The following is an 18000-nucleotide window of genomic DNA, read 5'->3' as shown; positions in this document are numbered from 1 at the left end:
ACCGCCTCGGGTCGCGCGTCGTGGCGGCCGGCGCTCGCTCACCCCGTCCCGGTCAGGCGGGCTGGTGCGGCAGCCGGTCCCGGCCGCGTCCGCCGGTACGGCGACCCGGGGCCAGTCGGATCACCGCGCCGGCGTCGTGCAGTGGCGGCGCGAGGAGTCCGGGGCTGCCGCCGGCGCCGCGGTGCAGCGCGGCCAGGAGCATGCCGGCGGGCATCGGCCGGGCGAAGAGGTGACCCTGGCCGGCGGCGCAGCCCAGCTGCCAGAGCGCCTGGCGCTGTGGTTCGCTCTCCACACCTTCGGCGACCACGGTCAGGTCGAGGCTGCGGCCGAGATCCACGGTGGAGCGGATCACCGCGGCGGCCTCGGTCGAGGTCGCCATGGCGGTGACGAAGCTCTTGTCGATCTTCAACTCGTGCACGGGGATCCGGGAGAGCAGGCTCAGCGACGAGTAACCGGTGCCGAAGTCGTCCAGGGCCAGTCGTACGCCCTCGTCCCTGAGCCGGCTGAGTACCCGGTCGACCACGTCGAGCTGGCTGAGGGTGAGGGTCTCGGTCAGCTCCAGCACCAGTTGGTCCGGGGGAAGGTCGTGGGCGCGGAGCCGGGCCAGCACCGAACCGGGGAAGCGGGCGTCGAGGAGGCTGCGCGGCGAGACGTTCACCGCGACCGGTACGTCGAAGCCGGCTTCCCGCCAGGTCTTCGCGGCGATGAGAGCCTGGTCGAGGATCGCCTCGGCGAAGGCGGGCAGCAGGCCGGAGCGCTCGACGGCCTCCAGGAAGCGCAGCGGGTCGATCAGCCCGTGCGTGGGGTGGTGCCAGCGGGCGAGCGCCTCGGCGCTGACGATCTCGCCGGTGGACAGGTCGACGATGGGCTGGAAGTTGACCGTGAACTCGTGGTCGGCGACCGCACGGGGCAGTTCGCCGCCGAGCGTGAGCCGGTTGAGGTCGGCGGTGTCCCGGGTCGGGGCGTACGTGGAGATGCGTTGGCCGGCCCGCTTGGCCTGGTACATGGCCACGTCGGCGCGGCGGAGCAGTTCGGGCATCCCACCGGCGGCCGGCGCGGCGGCGATGCCTCCGCTCGCCTCGACGCTGATCCGCATTCCGTCCAGGTCGATCGGCTGGTGCAGGGCGGCGAGGAGCGTCTCCGCCCGGTGCGCGGCGACCGCAGGTGCGGGCAGGCCGCGCAGGAGCACGGCGAACTCGTCGCCGCCGAGCCGCGCCACCAGGTCGTCGCCCTGGGCGGCGTCGCGTAGCCGCTCTGCCACCTGCACGAGCACCTGGTCGCCGGCGGCATGGCCGAGCGTGTCGTTGACTTCCTTGAAGTGGTTGAGGTCGATCAGGACCAGGGCGGTCACGCCGTCGGCGTGCTTCGTGCTGAGCTGCTCGGTGCCCTGTTCGAGCAACTGCCGCCGGTTGGCCAGCCCGGTCAGCGCGTCGTGGCTCGCGGCGTACGCGTGCTCGTCGGCGACGCGGGCGAGTTCCGCGTACGCCTGGGCGTTGCGTACGGCGGTGCAGAGCGCCGACGCGAAGGTGCGCAACGTGTACCGCTCCCGCTCGGAGAGCTGCACCGGGCCACGGAACCGCAGCCGCAGCACGCCGACGTCGGCCGTGCGGTCGTGCCCCTCCAGCGGCGCCGGCACCACCGTCCCGTCGACCGGTGCGGGCTCGCCGTCCGGGCCGTCGTAGGCGATGACGCCGTCGGCGCCGCCGCGTACCGTCCGCGCGCCGTCGCGTAGTTCGATCTCCACCTGGTCGGCGGAGAAGAGTTCGGCGGCCTGGGTGACGGCGGTCGCGAGGACCTTGTCCAGATCGACCACGTTGAGCGCGTCGGTGGCCCGGGCGAGGCGTTGCCAGGCCTGCTGCTCGGTCCGGGCGCGGATACGGGCGGAGTAGGCGAGGTGCAGGCTGAGCACGAGCGGCGGCACGGCCAGCAGGAACCGCGGAGCGGCTTGCAGGATGAGCAGGGTGCAGACGGCGACCAGGAACCGTACGGCGAAGCCGCCGAGCCGGAGGTCGAGGTTGCTCCGGAAGTTGCGGGCGATCTTCGTGCCGGAGGCGAGCGCGATGACGGGGATCGCCAGGAGGTCGTCCAGCAGCGCCGCGACCAGATAGGCGACGCCCAGCGGCACCACCATCCGCCAACCGCCCGACGGTGGCCAGGTCCAGCTCATGGCCGTCAGGGCGGTCCCGGCACCCCAGGCGACGATGACGTTCTTGCCGACGCCGAAGGCAACTTTGATCGCGGACAGGCGCAGCGACGCCAGGAAGATCCCGACCGCGGTGCAGAGCACCACCCATGACGTCGGGGCGATGGCGACACCGATGACTATCGCCGTCTCGTTCCAGCTGATCGAGTGGGTCGTCGACCTGATCCGTACGCGGGCCTTGACGAGAGTGCCGACGGCGATCATGAAGGCGACCATCACGAGGCCGGCCGCGTCGTTCGCCGACCTCGGCGCGGCACTGGTCAGTGCGGGCCGCAGCGCGGTGACGACGATGAGTGACGCCAGGACGACGACGAGACCGATGAGCAGCAGAAGCCGCCTATCGGTCTCATTCTCGCGTCGTGGGGGAAGCGTCATACCACTCCAGGTGACTGCCTCAACCGTTCGCAGCCTACTCCCGGAGCACCGGTAAGTCCCGTGCCCAGCCTCAGTTCCAGTCGCTGCCGCGCATTGCGTCGCCCCTTCCGTGCCGATGCCATTCCGGGACCTTTCCCCGTGGAGGTCTCCGTCCCTCTGGGAGAGCAGCTTAGGAGCAACTAGAGACGATTAGAAGGAATAAATGTCGGTATGCGCAACATTAGCCAAGCTGAAGGCGGTTTGTGACGTTCTGTCCATGGGGCCTGTGCGGAGCGCTGTCGGCCCTTTCGCTTTGCGATTGCCGTGTCGCGTAACGCTGACGGTGTGCTGTGCTCAAGCGAGGTGAGGACTTGTCCAAAGTGTGGTGAGATGGGCTCGCAGAATCATCCCGAGTTCGGACATCCGGTACACGCTCCTGGCTGACCTGCGGTGTTGCCGGCCAGAACCACATTTTCGTCCTCTCCGGCCGGTCCGCAATCGTCACCCGCAAATCCCTCGAGCCTTGAACGACGATCATATGGACACCTGGCGGATTCGGAATCGCGACGGGCGGCGGCCCTGGATTCGGGAGCCGGCGAACTGCAACTTCCCGCAGGCATCCTGCAACTCCGAGGTCCTGGGTAGTGGATCGGTGCCGGCGATCCTGGCAATTCGGTCCGGGCTTCCCGGTTGCCCCCGAGGAACTCGCGGATGAACTGTCGACCCAGCGTCACCGCGGTCCACACCTACCGCCAATCAGTGCCCGCCCGTACGAACCCGCCGGGGCAAGCAGCGCCATTCTCGTCCGGGAACAACCGGCGGCGGACGGAAACGGCGCGCCGCGAGTGCGCTCCGGTTGGTCGTACCCGGAAGATAGGCTCGCCGCCGTGACCGAATCCGCGCAGCTCACTCACGTCGACGCCGCCGGCGCGGCGCACATGGTCGACGTCTCCGCCAAGGCGGTGACCGGACGTTCGGCGGTCGCCGCCGGCCGGTTGCGGACGACGCCCGAGGTGGTCGACCTGCTGCGGCGCGACGGCCTGCCGAAGGGCGACGCGCTGGCCGTGGGACGCCTCGCCGGCATCATGGGCGCCAAGCGCACCCCCGACCTGATCCCGCTCTGTCACCCGATCGCGCTGCACGCGGTGACCGTCGAACTCGAACCCACCACCGACACCGTCGAGATCACCGCTCTCACGCGCACAGCCGACCGGACGGGCGTCGAGATGGAGGCGTTGACCGCGGTGGCCGTCGCCGGCCTCGCCCTCATCGACATGGTCAAGGCCGTCGACCCGGCGGCGTCCATCGAGGCGGTACGCGTCCTGCGCAAGGAGGGCGGCAAGACCGGCGAGTGGGTCCGTCCGGAGGACCGGCCGTGATCCGGGCCCGGGTGGTGGTGGCCTCGAACCGGGCCGCGGCCGGCGTCTACGCCGACACCAGCGGCCCCCTGCTCGTCGCCGGCCTGCGCGAGCTTGGCTGCGAGGTCGACGATCCGGTGGTGGTGCCCGACGGCGAACCGGTGGGCGAGGCGCTGCGCGGCGCGCTCGCCGACGGCGTCGACGTGGTCCTGACCAGTGGCGGCACCGGCATCACGCCGTCCGACCGGACGCCCGACGTCACCCGCGCGATGCTCGACTACGAGATTCCCGGTATCGCCGAGGCGATCCGCGCCCACAGCCGGGACCGTGTGCCCACGTCGGCGCTCTCCCGGGGACTGGCCGGGGTGGCCGGCCGGATGCTGGTGGTCAACCTGCCCGGCTCGACCGGTGGTGCCCGGGACGGCTTGGCCGTGCTCGGCCCGATCCTCGCCCACGCCGTCGACCAGCTCCGCGGTGGTGACCATTGAGCCCGCGTGCCCGCATCTCGGTCCGGCTGCCGGCTGGACCGGGGCGGCGACTGGCCCGGCACAGCGGCCGCCACCCCGATAGGCTCGGCCGGTGAGCACGGAAACCGCAGCGGCGGCGGGCCACGCCGTCGCATCGCCTCCGGCCGACTGGGCACAGGCGCGTTCCCGGGTGCACGCCGTCGGTCTCGCCGCCGTGCTCCCCGTCACCGCCCGCCCGCTCGCCGAGACCGACGGTCTGACTCTCGCCGAGCCGCTGACCACGCGTACCGACCTCCCAGCCTTTCCCACCTCCAGCGTGGACGGCTGGGCGGTACGGGGGGCCGGACCGTGGCGGGTCGTCGGCCGGGTGCTGGCCGGCAGCACGCCACCGGCGCTGACCGAGGACGGCACCACCGTCGAGATCGCCACCGGTGCGATGGTGCCCGAGGGCACCACTGCGGTGTTGCGGATCGAGGAGTCCGACCGGACGCCTGACGATCGCGTCGTCGGCACGCCCCGCGGCACCCCGGAGTGGCGGCAGCCGGGCGAGGAGGCGTACGCCGGGGAGCAGCTCCTGCCGGCCGGGACGGCGGTGGATCCGGCGGTGATCGGCCTGGCCGCCTCCTGCGGCTACGACACCCTGCCGGTCCGGCCCGCGCCGCGCGCCGCGCTGCTGGTCTTCGGCGACGAGCTGCTGACCTCCGGGCCACCCGCGGCCGGGCGGGTCCGCGACGCGCTGGGGCCGTCGCTGCCGGCCTGGCTGCGCCGGTACGGCTGCGAGATCCGGCCCTCCGACGTGATCGGCCCGGTCGAGGACACCCTCCCCGCGCACGTGGCGGCGCTGCGCAAGGCGCTCGCCGACGCCGATCTGGTCTGCACGACCGGCGGCACCATGCACGGTCCGGTCGACCACCTGCACCCCGCGCTCGAGGAACTCGGCGCCGAGTACGTCGTCAACACGGTCGCCGTCCGGCCCGGGTTCCCGATGCTGCTGGCCCGGCTGACCGGGGCGGACGGGCGGGTCCGTTTCGTGGCCGGTCTGCCGGGCAACCCGCAGTCGGCGATCGTCGCCCTGGTCTCCCTGGTCGCCCCGCTGCTCGCCGGCCTCCAGGGCCGGCAGCTGCCGGAGCTGCCGCACGCCACCCTGGCCGAGCCGGTTCCCGGGCGGGGTGACCACACCCACCTTGCCCTGGTCCGCCTGGACCGGGTCGCCGGGACCGCCCACCCGGTGCGGCACGTCGGCTCGGCGATGCTGCGGGGGCTCGCCGGGGCGGACGGCTTCGCGGTCATCAGCCCGGGCGGCACCGGCGAACCGGGGAGCCGGGTTCCCGTGGTGCCGCTGCCCCTACGTAGTGGAGAGCGTGCCTCATGACAGCACCGACCCTCGCCCTCGGTGAGGTCACCGACCAACCGCTCGACCTGGCCGCACACGAAGCGGCGGTCGCCGATCCGCGCGCCGGTGCGGTCGTGTCCTTCCAGGGCGTGGTACGCGACCACGACCACGGCCGCGCGGTCACCAGCCTGGAGTACGAGGGGCACCCGAGCGCCGAACGGATCCTGCGCGAGGTCGCCGCTGAGATCGCCGCCGACCCCGAGGTCTACTCGGTCGCCGTGTCACACCGGATCGGCCCGCTCGCCATCGGCGACGTGGCCCTGGTCGCCGCGGTCAGCACCGCGCACCGGGCCGCCGCGTTCACCGCCTGCGCCCGGCTGGTCGACGAGGTGAAGGCCCGCCTGCCCATCTGGAAGCGTCAGGTCTTCGCCGACGGCACCGAGGAGTGGGTCAACTGCCCCTGATCCGTACCGGCCGGTCCGGCAGCCGGTGACCGCCGCCGGTCGAGGAGGCCGGCGGCGGGCGGTCCGGACGGCGGGCGGTTCAGCGGCGGGCGGTGGCGGGAATCCGGCCCAGCCGGTCGGCGTAGAAGACCGGTTCGGCGCCGGGCCGCCACGGCAGCGCGGCGACCAGCACGATGAGGGCCAATGCCAGTGAGTTCTCCATGACGGCCCCGAAGAGACCGTCCTGGTAGTGGGAGACCTCCGGCAGTTGGTGCTCGTACGGCCAGATGGGCGAGACCAGGAACAACAGGTAGAGCGCGACCGCGGCGATGCCGTGACGGAGCCCGGTCAACGTGGGATACCAGATCGGCGGGCGAAGACCGTTGACATTGGGCAGGCCGGAGTTCGCGCCGCCCGACCCGGCCCGCGACGTGAGCCCGCGGCTCGCGTCGCGGCGGCGTACGGCGGCGTCGGCCAGCACGATGATCGCCGGGATGACCCAGACCAGGTGGTGCGTCCAGGAGATCGGGCTGATCACGTTGGCGGTGAGCCCGACCAGGGTGAACGCGGTCAACTCGTCGCCGTCGGCGTGCGAGTGCGCCGCCCGGGACAGACCCAGCGCCAGGATCAGCACGGAGAACGAGAACCAGAGCAGGCCCGGGGTCTCGATCGAGTCGTAGAGGCGGGCCAGCAGGCCGGCCAGGGACTGGTTCGGAGTCATGTCGGCGGCGCCCACCCGCTCGGTCTGCCAGAGGACGCTGCCGAAGTAGGTGCGGGACTCGTCGCCGACGATCCCGAAGGTGCCGATCGTGACCCCGATCGTGGTGGCGATCGCGGTCGTTGCCACCCGCCACTGCCGGGTGATCATCAAGTAGACGATGAAGAGCGCCGGGGTGAGCTTCACCGCGGTGGCCAGCCCGATGCCGACCCCGGCCCACGCCCCGCTGTAGACGAACCGCAGCAACAGGCCGTCGTCGGGGGCGACGTGGGTGCCCCGGCGGGAGCGCCAACGCAGGCCGATCAGGTCTGCCATGACGAGCGCGAAGAGCAGCAGATTGACCTGGCCGTAGCCGAGGGTTTCCCGGGTCGGCTCGATGGCGGCGGCCAGCGGCACGGCCAGGGCCACCGTGTACCACAGTGACCAGCCCAGCCGGTCGACGATCGGGCGTAGCAGAGCGGCTAGCACCACCGCCATGGCGGCGAGGCTGGCCAGCGCGTTCATCATCCCGGCGGCCTCGATGGGCAGGTGCGCCATGGGCAGCATGACCAGGCCGGCGAACGGCGGGTACGTGAAACCGAGGGTGGTCTCGGGCGCGACGAACTCGTAGAGCTCGTGTCCGGTCGCCCACCACACCACCGCGCCGTGGTAGATCTTCATGTCGAAGAAGTTGTACGGCCGTCCGAAGGCCCCGATCGCGAGCCAGGCGGCGTAGGCGACGGCAGCCACGATGCTGACCCGTACGACGATCCTGCGATCGACGCGGCTCGTCACGCGGCGGACTGTGGCGAGGCGGTTCGCCCGTCTCCCGACGGTCGCCGGCATGGCGTGGCCACCCCCGTACCAAGCTCGTCCTACCCGTCCAGGTCCCGCACGGAGCCTAGAACGGCGACTCACGTCAGTGCCTCCCGCGTTATGCGACCGTGTCCGATCCCACACATGTTTTTGACATTTCCACCGCGTTAACGCCTACCGGGCGGTTCAGGTGATTCGCGGTGTTGGACAGGGTGCGGTGTGTCGAGGGGAGGTATCGACGCAGGTCAGCCCGGTAGTCGGCGAGCCGTGCTCGCGGCCCGGGCAGCCGCCACCCGCGCCTCGCGCCGGGCGCTGCGGACTGCCCGCTGCACCGAGCGTCGGGAATGGCCGATGCGGTGGCCGGTACGCCAACGGATCCCCGGCTTGCCCTGTGTATCGGCGGCGGCGAGGAGAAGCCCACCGAGGATCCCGACGTTCTTCAGGAAGTGCACCCGGTTGTTGGCCCGCGCCAGCGGGTCCTCGTTCTCCCAGAAGCGGTGCCCGGCGAGCGTCACCGGCACCAGCGTCCCGGCCAGCACCAGCGCCATCGGCCGGGTGAGCTTCCCGGTGGCGAACAGCAGCCCGGCACCGACCTGTACCGCCCCGGTGGCCCGGATCAGCGTCACGGCGTCGGTCGGGATGCGGGGGTTCACCTGCTCGAGCAGCGGTTCCACGCGGTCGACGATCGGCTTGGCGGTCGGTGCCAGCCGCTCCGGATTCGTGAAGTTGCGACACCCGCCGACCACGAAGATGCCGCTCAACATGGCGCGGGCGAGGGAGCGTACGGGTTTCATGGCTCAGTCATACCCCGTCGCGGCCCCGGCCACCCCGGCAACGGCCGATCCGGATCGGCGCATGTGCACGTCGCGCCACGCCGATTCGAGCGACCGTCGCGGATGGACGCGTCCCGGCGGGTAACGTCGCGCGGGTGACGACGCTGCGGCTTCGACCCGAGGGCCCGGCCGACACCGGGCCGGTCCGTCGGGTGCTCGCCGCCGCGTTCGCGCGCCCGGACGTGGCCGCCCCGCCCGAAGTCGGGCTGGTCGAAGAGTTGCGGGCCTGCGACGCCTGGATCCCTGAGCTCGCCATGGTCGCCGAGTACGGCGGCGAGGTGGTCGGCTACGCGTTGCTCACCCGCGTACGGGTGAAATCCGAACGGGGCTCCGCATGGGCGTTGACCCTCGGTCCCGTGGCGGTTGCGCCGCATCGGCAGAAGCTCGGCCACGGCACGGCCGTGGTGCAGGCGGCCCTCGACGCCGCGACCGAGCTGGGTGAGCGGCTCGTGGTGGTGCTCGGCAGCCCGGCCTACTACCGCCGCTTCGGCTTCAGCCGTGCCGACCGGATGGGTCTCACCAGCCCCTGGTCCGGCCTGGGAGAGCCCTGGCAGGCGCTGGTGTTGCCCCCGGCGACCAGCGACGCCCCGCCACCGCCGCGGGGCGAGGTGGTCTTCCCGCCGCCCTGGGCGAAAGTCTGACCGGGAGGGTCCTCGGGCAGCCGGCTGAGATCAGGCCGGCTGAGATCAGGCCGGCTGGGTGCGCAGGTAGCGACCGAAGTGCGGCACGGTGAACGCGACAGTGCCACGCTCACCCGAGTAGATGAGCCCCTTCTTGATCAGTGCGTCCCGGGCCGGGGAGAGGCTGGCCGGCTTGCGGCCGAGCGCGCGGGCGATCTCCGCGGTCGGCACGGCGGCGTCCATGTCGTCCCTGATCGTGCCACCGGCCTCGGCCTCCACCAGCGAAAGTGTGGCCATGGCCCGCATGTACTCGCGCTCGGCAGGAGTGGCCCGCTCGAAGCGGGAGCCGAAGAAGCCCACCGCCAACTCGGCCTCGGCCTCGGGGGCGGCGACCCGGACGTCCGCGGCGGTGATGGGGGAACGCGGCGCATGGTCCCAGGTGGCCTTCCCGTACGCCTGCACGAAGTACGGGTAGCCGCCGGACTTCTCGTAGAGCAGGTCGAGCGCCTTCGGCTCGTACTCCACCTCTTCGCGTTCGGCCGGCGCGCAGAGCGCCTGGTCGGCGGCGATCCGGTCGAGCCGGTCGATCCGCTGGTAGCGGAAGAGACGCTCGGAGTACGACTTCGCGGCGCTGAGCACGGCCGGCAGGTGGGGCAGGCCGGCGCCGACCACGATCAGCGGCGCGCCTATCTGGGAGAGCTCGTGGCAGGCGGCGCAGAGCGCCGACACGTCCTCGGGGCCGAGGTCCTGCATCTCGTCGATGAAGATGGCCACGCCGGTGCCCACGTCGCTGGCCACCGCGGCGGCGTCGGTCAGCAACTCGACCAGGTCGATCTCGATGTCGCCGGAGTCGGCCCGACCGCTGCTGGCCGGAACGTCGATGCCGGGCTGCCAACGGTCGCGCAGTTTCGGGGCGGCGCCACCCCGCCCGGTGGGCGCGGCACGCATCGCGAACGCCTTGAGCACGCCGAGGAAGGCGTCGATCCGGTCCGGGGCGCGGTGCCGGGGCGCGAGTTCCCGCACCGCCATGTGCAGCGCGGCGGCGACGGGGCGACGCAGGGACTGGTCCGGTCTGGCTTCGATCTTTCCGCTGCCCCAGAGTCGATTGATCGCCTGCGAGCGCAGGGTGTTGAGCAGCACCGTCTTGCCGACGCCCCGGAGGCCGGTCAGCATCAGGCTCCGCTCCGGCCGCCCTCGGGCGATGCGCTCCAGCACGATGTCGAAGACGTCCAGCTCCCGCCCCCGCCCGGCGAGTTCGGGCGGGCGCTGACCGGCGCCCGGGGCGTACGGGTTGCGGACCGGATCCACGCATCGCACAGTATCGGGCCATCTAGCGGTGGGGCTAGACATGGATAGATGAAGCTACCGGCGTGTCGCGGATCCTCGACCTGAGAGGCCGGCAACAGGGCGGCGCCAGTCCTATTGCCGGTCTCCCTAAAACTAGGGCTGTCTAGCCGACACGCTAGACAGCCCTAGTTTTGGCTACGGGTACCGCTCTACCGCTGCTTGAGGCAGAGGACGAAGTCGAGGGTGTCCAGCTCGCTGTCGTAGAAGAACCAGTTGGTGTAGCCCTGGACCCGGCCGCACTTCGCCTCGGCGTCCTTCTCACCGCTCGTGGTGCCGTCGAAGCGGCGCAGCACCTCGTACGTGTTCGAGGTGCAGGAGCTGATCAACAGCTTCGGCTTGCCATCCGTGGTGCCCGCGTCGCGGACACACTGGCCCACCTTCGCGAAGCGAGGATCGGCCGACGACTCCGGTGCCGCAGTGGTCGCCGGTCCCGTCGGGACGGGCACGTCCGGATCCGCCGACGCGGTCGGAGCCGCGCTGGTCGGCGCGGCCACCGACGGCGACTCGTTCCCGTCGGCCAGGAGGTAGAGCGCGGAACCACCGGCCAGCACGAGCAGTGCGACGACGGCCAGCACCACGACAAGCGGCCGGCGCCGGCGCCGCGGTGGGGTCGGCGCCCCGGCGTACGGCACCGGACCGCCGACCGGGTCCCAGCCGGAGTCGTACGCCGGCTGCGGGACCGCCCCGGCTCGGTCGTCGGTGGCACGGGACCGCTCCTCGTAGCGGTAGCCGTCGTGGCGCGGCTCCTCGTGACGAGGCTCGGCGTACCGCGGCTCGTCATGGCGCGACCCCGGTTCGGCCGGCCGCTGCGCCCCGTGATCGTGGTACCCCGGATAAGGCCGCTGCCCGCGCCACGGCTCCGCGGGTCCGCCACCCGATGATCCGTAGTTCGCCATGAACGCCCTCCTGGACGATGGTGAGAGGCCGGCCACCAAGGCGGGACGCCGACACCGACGTCACCGTAGCGTGGACCGACGATGACCTCGACTCCGTCTCGTCCGTCCCGTGCCGGCGACCGGTCCGGTCGACCCGCGACCGCCGCGCCCGCTCTGGTCTGGACCGCGCTCCTACTGGTCTACCTGCTCTGGGGCTCCACGTATCTGGGTATCCGGATCGCGGTGGAGACCATGCCGGCGCTCGCCTCGGCGGCAGCCCGGTTCGCCGTCGCCGCCCTGGTACTGGCGGTCGTCCTGCGGATACGACGCGGGCCGGGAGCCCTCCGGGTCGACCGGCGGCAGCTCGGCTCGGCGGCGCTCGTGGGGCTCCTCCTGCTTGCCGGCGGCAACGGACTCGTGGTGCTCGCCGAGTCCGGGCCGCCCGGGGTCGCGTTGCCCTCGGGTATCGCCGCGCTGCTGGTCGCCACGGTGCCACTGCTGGTGGTGGTGATCCGCGCGGTGACCGGGGACCGGCCCCGGTTCTGGACGGTCGCCGGAGTCAGCGTCGGCTTCGTCGGGCTGGTCCTGCTCGTCCTGCCGAGCGGAGGTGCGGACGCCGTGCCGCTGGCCGGGGCGCTCACCGTGGTCGCGGGAGCCGCCAGCTGGTCGATCGGGTCGTTCCTCTCCGGCCGCCTCCGGATGCCCGCCGACCCGTTCGTCGCCACCGTCTACGAGATGGCGGCCGGCGCGGTGGCGCTCGTCCTGCTCTCGCTGGGCCGGGGCGAACTGCGCGGTTTCGACCCGGCCGAGGTGAGCGGACGTTCCTGGCTCGCGCTCGGCTACCTGATGGTGGCCGGCTCGCTGGTCGCCTTCACGGCGTACGTCTGGCTGCTGCAGAGCGCGCCGCTCTCGCTCGTCTCGACGTACGCCTACGTCAACCCGGCGGTGGCGGTGGCGCTCGGCGCGGTGCTGGCCGCCGAGCCGATCACCACGCAGGTGCTGCTCGGTGGCGCGGTGATCGTGGTCGGGGTCGCCCTGGTGGTGACCACCGAGCGTCCGGGGCGCCGCGCGTCCACCGAGCCGGAGCCCGCACCTTCCGGTTCCGGGGCCTCGCTGGGAGGACCTCGCCGGTAACGTCCGGCCGGTGTCCGCCGGCCCACTGATCGTCGTGGTGCTCCTCGGTGTGCTCGCCGGATCGGCCACCCCGGCGCTCGCCGGCCGCTTCCTCGCGCCGGGTTCCCGTGATCTGCGGCCCGGGCTCCTCGGGCCGGGATCGCACTGGGCCCGGCCCGGGCTCGCGGTCGCCGGTGGCGTGGTCTTCGGCGGGCTGGCCGCCGCCCACGGCGCCGAGCCGGCACTGCCCGTGTTCCTGCTGATCGCGGCCGTCGGCCTGGCGCTGTCCGTGGTGGATCTGACCTGCCTGCGACTTCCCGATCCGCTGGTGGGCACGACGGCGGCGGCGGGCACGCTCGGACTGGTCGCGGTGGCAGCCACCGGCGGCGAGCTGCTCCGGCTGCCGATGGCCGCCGCCGGCGCCGCCGTCTCGCTCACCGTGGGTCTGCTCCTGGCGCTGCTACCGGGCTCCCGGCTCGGCTTCGGCGACGTCAAGCTCGCCACCGCGCTGGGCCTGCCGCTCGGCTGGCTGGGTTGGCCGGCCCTCGCCTGGGGGCTCGTTCTGCCGCACGTGCTGGGCGGAGTCTGGGCTCTCGCCCTGCTGGCCGCCGGCCGGGTACGCCGGGACACCGCACTGCCGTTCGGCCCGGCCATCCTGGCCGGCGCCTGGCTCGCGGCGCTGATCGCCTGACCGGCAGCCCCCCCCGGGCCAGGGCGAGCGCCCCGGCGAGTCCCGCCCGGGCAGCTCCCAAGCACGCGGCGGCCGCCAGCCCGGCGGGCGGGCGAGCCGACCCGCCGGGCTCACTTCAGCCTGAGCCGCGCGGTGCGCGCGCACCGCGTCCGAGCCCGCCGTCCGGCGAGGCCTGTCGGAACGGGCGCATCGATCGCGCCCGCCGACCGGTTCACAGCAGGCGGAGCTGGCGGTCCTTGGGACGTCGGGGCTCGGCGTCCCCGAAACGTTCGAACAGTCCGGGATCGATCGACTCCAGGAAGGGCGACGGGTTGCACTCGCGTTCCGTGCCCTGCCGGGTACGGCGGGCCGCGTGGCTCAGGTAGAGCCGGTCCTGTGCCCGGGTCAGACCGACGAAGAAGAGCCGTCGTTCCTCGGCGATGGCGTCCTCGTCCGGAGTCGAGCCCGGCCAGCGCAGTGGCAGCAGCCCGTCCTCGGCACCGATCAGGAAGACCACCGGGAACTCCAGCCCCTTGGCGGCATGCAGGGTGAGCAGCGTGACCGCCTCGGCCCGTGGGTCGAGCGCGTCGACCTCGGCGCCGGTCGCCAGCTGGGACAGGAAGAGTTCCAGGTCGTCTCCGCAACGGCGGGCGAGCGGGGTGAGCAGGTCGACGGCCGTCCGGACATCCTCGGGGCGTACCGACCCGGCGCCGTCCAGCGTCGGGGTCGCGAAGCGCTCCGCCACCACCTCGCCGGCCAGGCGTACCCGGGCGGCCAGGCCGCCGCCGAGCCCGGACGCGTGTCGTAGCTCGCGGGCGATCGCCGCCACGCCCGGACGGTCCCGGAGCCGGTCGTGTGAACGCTTCTGGACCGGGATGTTCGCCCGGCCGAGCGCGTCCATGATCGGTGCGGCCTGGGAGTCGGTGCGGTACAGCACCGCGATGTCGCCGAACGAGAGTGAGGTGGACCGACCGTCGATCCGGCCGGAGTCCAGCGACCGGTGGGACAGTCCGCCGACCAGTTCGTCGATCGTGCGTACGACGAAGTCCGCCTCGTCGGCGACGGAGGCCGCCGCGTAGCGCCCGACCAGCGGAGCCTCCGGGTCGAGGCGGGCCGGGTCCAGCCGTCGGCCGCGCACCAGCGACGTCGGCGCGATCGCCTGTACCGCGGCGGCGAGGATCGGCGCCGACGAGCGGTAGTTGCGGTTCAGGCGGACCAGCCGGGCGTCGGTGAAGTCCTGCGAGAAACGCAGGAAGTAGCCGACGTCGGCGCCCCGGAACGAGTAGATGGCCTGGTCCGGGTCGCCGATCGCGCAGAGGTTGCCGTCCGGCGGGCTGAGCAGACGCAGCAGCTCGTACTGCACCGCGTCGACGTCCTGGTATTCGTCGACGAAGATCCACCGCCAGCGGTCCCGGTAACGCTCGACCAGTGTCCGGTCCGCCCGCAGCAGCGCCACCGGCAGGGTGAGCAGCTCGTCCAGGTCGACCAACCCCTGCTTGCGCAGCAACGCGGTGTACGCGGCCAGGTCGTCGCCCGCCTCGACGCGGGCAGCCGCGCGGTCGGCGTCGTCGGCGATCCGGAAGTCCGTCGGGAGCTCGGCCGCAGCGGTGTTCTCCCGCAGGATGGTGAGCCCGAGCGAATGGAACGTGCCGACCGTGATGTCCTCGGTCACCGGCCCGAGCAGGGCGTCGAGGCGCTGCCGCAGCTCCTCCGCCGCGCGACGGGTGAACGTGATCGCCAGGCAGTGCTCCGGGAAGACGTTCAGCTCGGCGCAGAGGTAGGCGATCCGGTGGGTCAGCGTCCGCGTCTTGCCGGTGCCCGGCCCCGCCACGATGAGCAGCGGACCGCCCGGTGCCGAGGCGGCCACCCGCTGCATCGCGTCGAGCCGGTCCAGCAGCCCGGTGCCGACCTCCTCCATGCCGGCGAGCATCGGTTCGAACGGTTCGTGCGGGGACGGCGGCGGCGCGATCGGCGGTGGGGGCGGCGGCGCTACCTTCCGCTTCGGCTCGGCCTTGGCCGCCGCCGGGCGCTTGGCGCGCGGTTTCGCCGCCGCCTCCGCGGGCCGGCGCTGCTCCGGCACCGGTACGTCGAAGAGTGCCTCCACCTGCGTTCCGCCGGCTCGCCCGCGCAACTCCGTCGGATCGAAGAGCGTGATGACGCCGTACTCGCCGTCGTAGCCGGGCACCCGGCGGACCTCGCCCCGGCGCAGCCGGCCGATGCCCTCGGCGAGCAACTCGCCGCCGACCCTTCTGATCTCGTCGAGTGGCGTGCCGGTCAGGATCTCCAGCTCCGGTCCGAGCGCGGCGAGCAGCTCGTTGAGCTTCCCGTCGACCCTCTTCGAGCGGGCGCCCACACCGTTGATCTCGCCGAGGATCTCGGCCAGCGGCACCAGGTGGGTCACCTCGCGCGCGTGCTCCGGCCGGTGCCCCGCCGGACGGTCCGCCAGCTCCTCGACCCGGCTGAGTACGCCGACGGTCAGCGGCTTGCCGCACTCGGGACAGCGTCCGCCCGCCGCGCGGGTCTGCTCCGGAGACCAGTTGACCCCGCAGAGCCGGTGGCCGTCGGCGTGGTACTTCCCCTCCTCGGGGAAGAACTCGACGGTCCCGGCGAGGCCGTCACCGCTGCGCAGCGCGTCGCGTACCGCGAAGTAGTCGCGGTCGGTGGCGAAGACGGTCGCCTCTCGGGCGAGCGCCGGTGGCGAGTGCGCGTCCGAGTTGGACACCAGCCGGTACGCGTCCAGGCTGCCGACCCGCCAGTTCATCTCCGGATCGGAGGAGAGGCCGGTCTCCACGGCGAAGATGTGCTCGGCCAGGTCCGCGTAGCAGTCCGCGATCGCGTCGAAGCCGGACTTCGAGCCGAGGGCGGAGAACCACGGCGTCCAGATGTGCGCGGGCACCAGGTAACCGTCGGCGCTGGCCTCCAGGGTGATCTCCAGCAGATCGCGGGAGTCCAGGCCGAGGATCGGCCGGCCGTCGGAGCCGAGGTTGCCGATCCGGCCGAGCGCGGCGTTGAACCGGGCCACCGCGTCCAGGTCCGGTAGGTAGATCAGGTGGTGCACCTTGCGGGTGCGCTCGTCCCGCTTGTAGATCGTGGAGATCTCCACGCTGAGCATGAAGCGGACCGGATCGCTCTCGGCCTCGCTGGCCAGCCGAGGTGGCAGCCGCCGGGCGATGTCCCGCTCCGCTTCCGGACTGAGCCGGTAGAGGCCGGGCTCGGCCGGGTGCAGGGTTTCGCGCAGGTGGTCGTACCAGGAGGGGTGGGTGAAGTCGCCGGTGCCGAGCAGTCCGATGCCCTTGCGTCGGGCCCACCAGCCGAGGTTCGGCAGGGTGAGGTCACGGCTGCAGGCGCGGGAGTACTTGGAGTGGATGTGCAGGTCCGCGACGAACGGCGGGCGGCCACCGGGGGGTACGGCGCTGAACGGAGGCACGCCGCATCCTGTCACGCCCGCCCGGGACCGCGCCCGCCGCCACGCACACACGTGACAAGCGCAATCCACCCCCGCCCCCATGACCTCCCCGCCCAAGCACCCACCAAGCGCATCGATCATGAAGTTATCGCCTGCTCAATCGGCGTGTCACGACGACAACTTCATGATCAACGGGCGGGAATGGGGAGAGGGTGGGGGTCAGGGGGTGCGGAGTTCTACCAGGGTGATCTGGGGTGGAGCGCCGACTCGGACCGGCGGGCCCCAGAAGCCGGCGCCGTTGGTGACGTAGACCTTCGTGCCGTCGACCTCACCCAACCCGGAGACGATCGGTTGTTCCAGGTCGACCGCCAGGTTGAACGGCACCATCTGTCCGCCGTGGGTGTGCCCGGACAGTTGCAGATCCACGCCGTACTTCGCCGCCTCCGTCGCCGCGACCGGCTGGTGCGCGAGCAGCACCACCGGGCGGGACGGATCACGATCGGCGAGCGCTGCCCCGTAGTCCGGTCCGGCGGCGAGCCCGGTACCGCGTCCGGAGACGTCGTTCACGCCGGCCAGATCGAGTACGCCGCCCCGCGCGGGAATCTCCACCCGACGGTTCTGGAGCACCCGCAGCCCGAGCCGGTCCAGCTCCTGCACCCACTCCTCCACCCCGGAGTAGTACTCGTGGTTGCCGGTCACGAAGTAGCTGCCGTGGCGGGAACGCAGGCCTCGCAGGGGTGCGGCCGCCTCGCCGAGCGAGGCGACCGTGCCGTCGACGAGGTCGCCGACCACCGCCACGAGGTCCGCGTCGAGCCGGTTGATCATGGCCACGATGCGTTCGGTGTGTGCCCGGCCGAGCAGCGGTCCCAGGTGGATGTCGGAGACGGTGGCGATGCGCAGGCCGTCCATGCCGCGGGGGAGCTTGGCGAGCGGAATGCGTACCCGGTCCAGCTCCGGCGGCCCGAAGGCGCTGCGTACGCCGTACCCCGTGATGCCGACGGCGGTGAGCCCGGCGAAGACCGCGGCCCCACGGGCCAGCAGCAACCGGCGCGACGGGTCGTGGTCGGGCTGGTCGACCGCCGCGGCGGCCGGCGGCTCGGCCGGTCCGGCGCCACCCACCAGCACCGGCTCGGGGGCGGCGGTCGTGGGCTCGGCGGTGACCGCCCGGCGGCGCAGCGCCAGCCGGGCTACCAACATCGGCACCTCGAGCGCCAGCAGCAGCACCAGCAGGTAGAACATCAGCGCGAGCCAGAGGTAGCCGGGCCAGGCCAGCCAGTACAGCTCGGCCCGGGTGCCCGCCATCGTGGCCGGCACCAGCACCGCGAGCACCACGGCGACGATGCCGCCGATCCGCCGCCAGCGGCCCGGCCGGGTGGTGTCCCGAACCAGGCGTTTCCACAGGTAGAGATGGAGCAGGCCGGTGATCAGGGCGAGGGTGCCCACGAACCCCAGAGCCGACAGCACA

The 18000-nt window shown here is 72.5% G+C and carries 14 protein-coding genes; 7 read left to right on the top strand and 7 right to left on the bottom strand.

Annotated elements, in window-relative coordinates; all coding sequences use genetic code 11:
- Positions 1 to 52 precede the first annotated feature (52 nt).
- Entirely contained in the window at positions 53 to 2578 is a 2526-nt protein-coding gene (locus BXA10_RS05945) for a putative bifunctional diguanylate cyclase/phosphodiesterase (protein ID WP_076468423.1), read from the bottom strand.
- A gap of 866 nt (positions 2579 to 3444) precedes the next feature.
- On the opposite strand from BXA10_RS05945, the gene moaC reads away from it, so the two are divergent.
- From moaC to BXA10_RS05925, 4 genes are all read left to right on the top strand, one after another.
- Positions 3445 to 3936 (top strand): cyclic pyranopterin monophosphate synthase MoaC, encoded by a 492-nt coding sequence (gene moaC / locus BXA10_RS05940; protein ID WP_076468421.1) that lies wholly within the window; start codon positions 3445 to 3447, stop codon positions 3934 to 3936.
- Entirely contained in the window at positions 3933 to 4403 is a 471-nt protein-coding gene (locus BXA10_RS05935) for a MogA/MoaB family molybdenum cofactor biosynthesis protein (RefSeq protein WP_076469208.1), read from the top strand. The genes moaC and BXA10_RS05935 overlap by 4 nt, the downstream gene beginning before the upstream one ends.
- Positions 4404 to 4494: 91 nt before the next feature.
- A complete protein-coding gene (locus BXA10_RS05930; RefSeq protein WP_076468420.1) occupies positions 4495 to 5754 on the top strand; it encodes a molybdopterin molybdotransferase MoeA in 1260 nt (419 codons plus the stop codon).
- Positions 5751 to 6179, top strand: a complete 429-nt coding sequence (locus BXA10_RS05925; RefSeq protein WP_076468418.1) for a molybdenum cofactor biosynthesis protein MoaE — start codon at positions 5751 to 5753, stop codon at positions 6177 to 6179. The genes BXA10_RS05930 and BXA10_RS05925 overlap by 4 nt, the downstream gene beginning before the upstream one ends.
- A 79-nt stretch (positions 6180 to 6258) precedes the next feature.
- Here the strand turns inward: BXA10_RS05925 and BXA10_RS05920 are convergent, their stop codons facing one another.
- Both BXA10_RS05920 and BXA10_RS05915 read right to left on the bottom strand, forming a co-directional pair.
- Positions 6259 to 7701 carry a glycosyltransferase 87 family protein gene (locus tag BXA10_RS05920; protein WP_076468416.1) on the bottom strand — a complete coding sequence of 481 codons (1443 nt, stop codon included), beginning with the start codon at positions 7699 to 7701 and terminating at the stop codon, positions 6259 to 6261.
- A 215-nt stretch (positions 7702 to 7916) separates the two neighbouring features.
- Positions 7917 to 8465 carry a DoxX family protein gene (locus BXA10_RS05915; protein WP_076468414.1) on the bottom strand — a complete coding sequence of 183 codons (549 nt, stop codon included), beginning with the start codon at positions 8463 to 8465 and terminating at the stop codon, positions 7917 to 7919.
- Between the two features lie 134 nt (positions 8466 to 8599).
- Here BXA10_RS05915 and BXA10_RS05910 point away from each other — a divergent pair, with 134 nt between their 5' ends.
- On the top strand, positions 8600 to 9145 hold the full coding sequence (locus tag BXA10_RS05910; protein WP_076468412.1) for a GNAT family N-acetyltransferase: 546 nt from the start codon (positions 8600 to 8602) through the stop codon (positions 9143 to 9145).
- Between the two features lie 45 nt (positions 9146 to 9190).
- On the opposite strand, the gene BXA10_RS05905 is transcribed toward BXA10_RS05910, so the two are convergent.
- Together BXA10_RS05905 and BXA10_RS05900 are read right to left on the bottom strand one after the other, a co-directional pair.
- Positions 9191 to 10432 carry an ATP-binding protein gene (locus BXA10_RS05905; protein WP_076468410.1) on the bottom strand — a complete coding sequence of 414 codons (1242 nt, stop codon included), beginning with the start codon at positions 10430 to 10432 and terminating at the stop codon, positions 9191 to 9193.
- 188 nt (positions 10433 to 10620) lie between these two features.
- Positions 10621 to 11103, bottom strand: a complete 483-nt coding sequence (locus BXA10_RS05900) for an LppU/SCO3897 family protein (protein ID WP_076469205.1) — start codon at positions 11101 to 11103, stop codon at positions 10621 to 10623.
- Positions 11104 to 11448: 345 nt separating this feature from the next.
- Here BXA10_RS05900 and BXA10_RS05895 point away from each other — a divergent pair, with 345 nt between their 5' ends.
- Together BXA10_RS05895 and BXA10_RS05890 are read left to right on the top strand one after the other, a co-directional pair.
- Positions 11449 to 12480: an EamA family transporter gene (locus tag BXA10_RS05895; RefSeq protein WP_084752252.1), complete on the top strand. Its 1032-nt coding sequence runs from the start codon at positions 11449 to 11451 to the stop codon at positions 12478 to 12480.
- A gap of 10 nt (positions 12481 to 12490) precedes the next feature.
- Positions 12491 to 13150, top strand: coding sequence for a prepilin peptidase (locus BXA10_RS05890; RefSeq protein WP_076468408.1), 660 nt, complete (start codon positions 12491 to 12493; stop codon positions 13148 to 13150).
- A 211-nt stretch (positions 13151 to 13361) separates the two neighbouring features.
- Here the strand turns inward: BXA10_RS05890 and BXA10_RS05885 are convergent, their stop codons facing one another.
- Positions 13362 to 16556 (bottom strand): UvrD-helicase domain-containing protein, encoded by a 3195-nt coding sequence (locus BXA10_RS05885; RefSeq protein WP_076468406.1) that lies wholly within the window; start codon positions 16554 to 16556, stop codon positions 13362 to 13364.
- Between the two features lie 198 nt (positions 16557 to 16754).
- On the bottom strand, positions 16755 to 17999 hold the full coding sequence (locus BXA10_RS05880; protein WP_076468404.1) for a metallophosphoesterase: 1245 nt from the start codon (positions 17997 to 17999) through the stop codon (positions 16755 to 16757).
- Between the last annotated feature and the right edge of the window lies 1 nt (position 18000).

This window comes from Micromonospora avicenniae, from assembly GCF_900156065.1.
GTDB lineage: Bacteria > Actinomycetota > Actinomycetes > Mycobacteriales > Micromonosporaceae > Micromonospora > Micromonospora avicenniae.
Note: the sequence above shows the minus strand (reverse complement) of the source record. Positions and strands in the feature narration are given on the sequence as shown.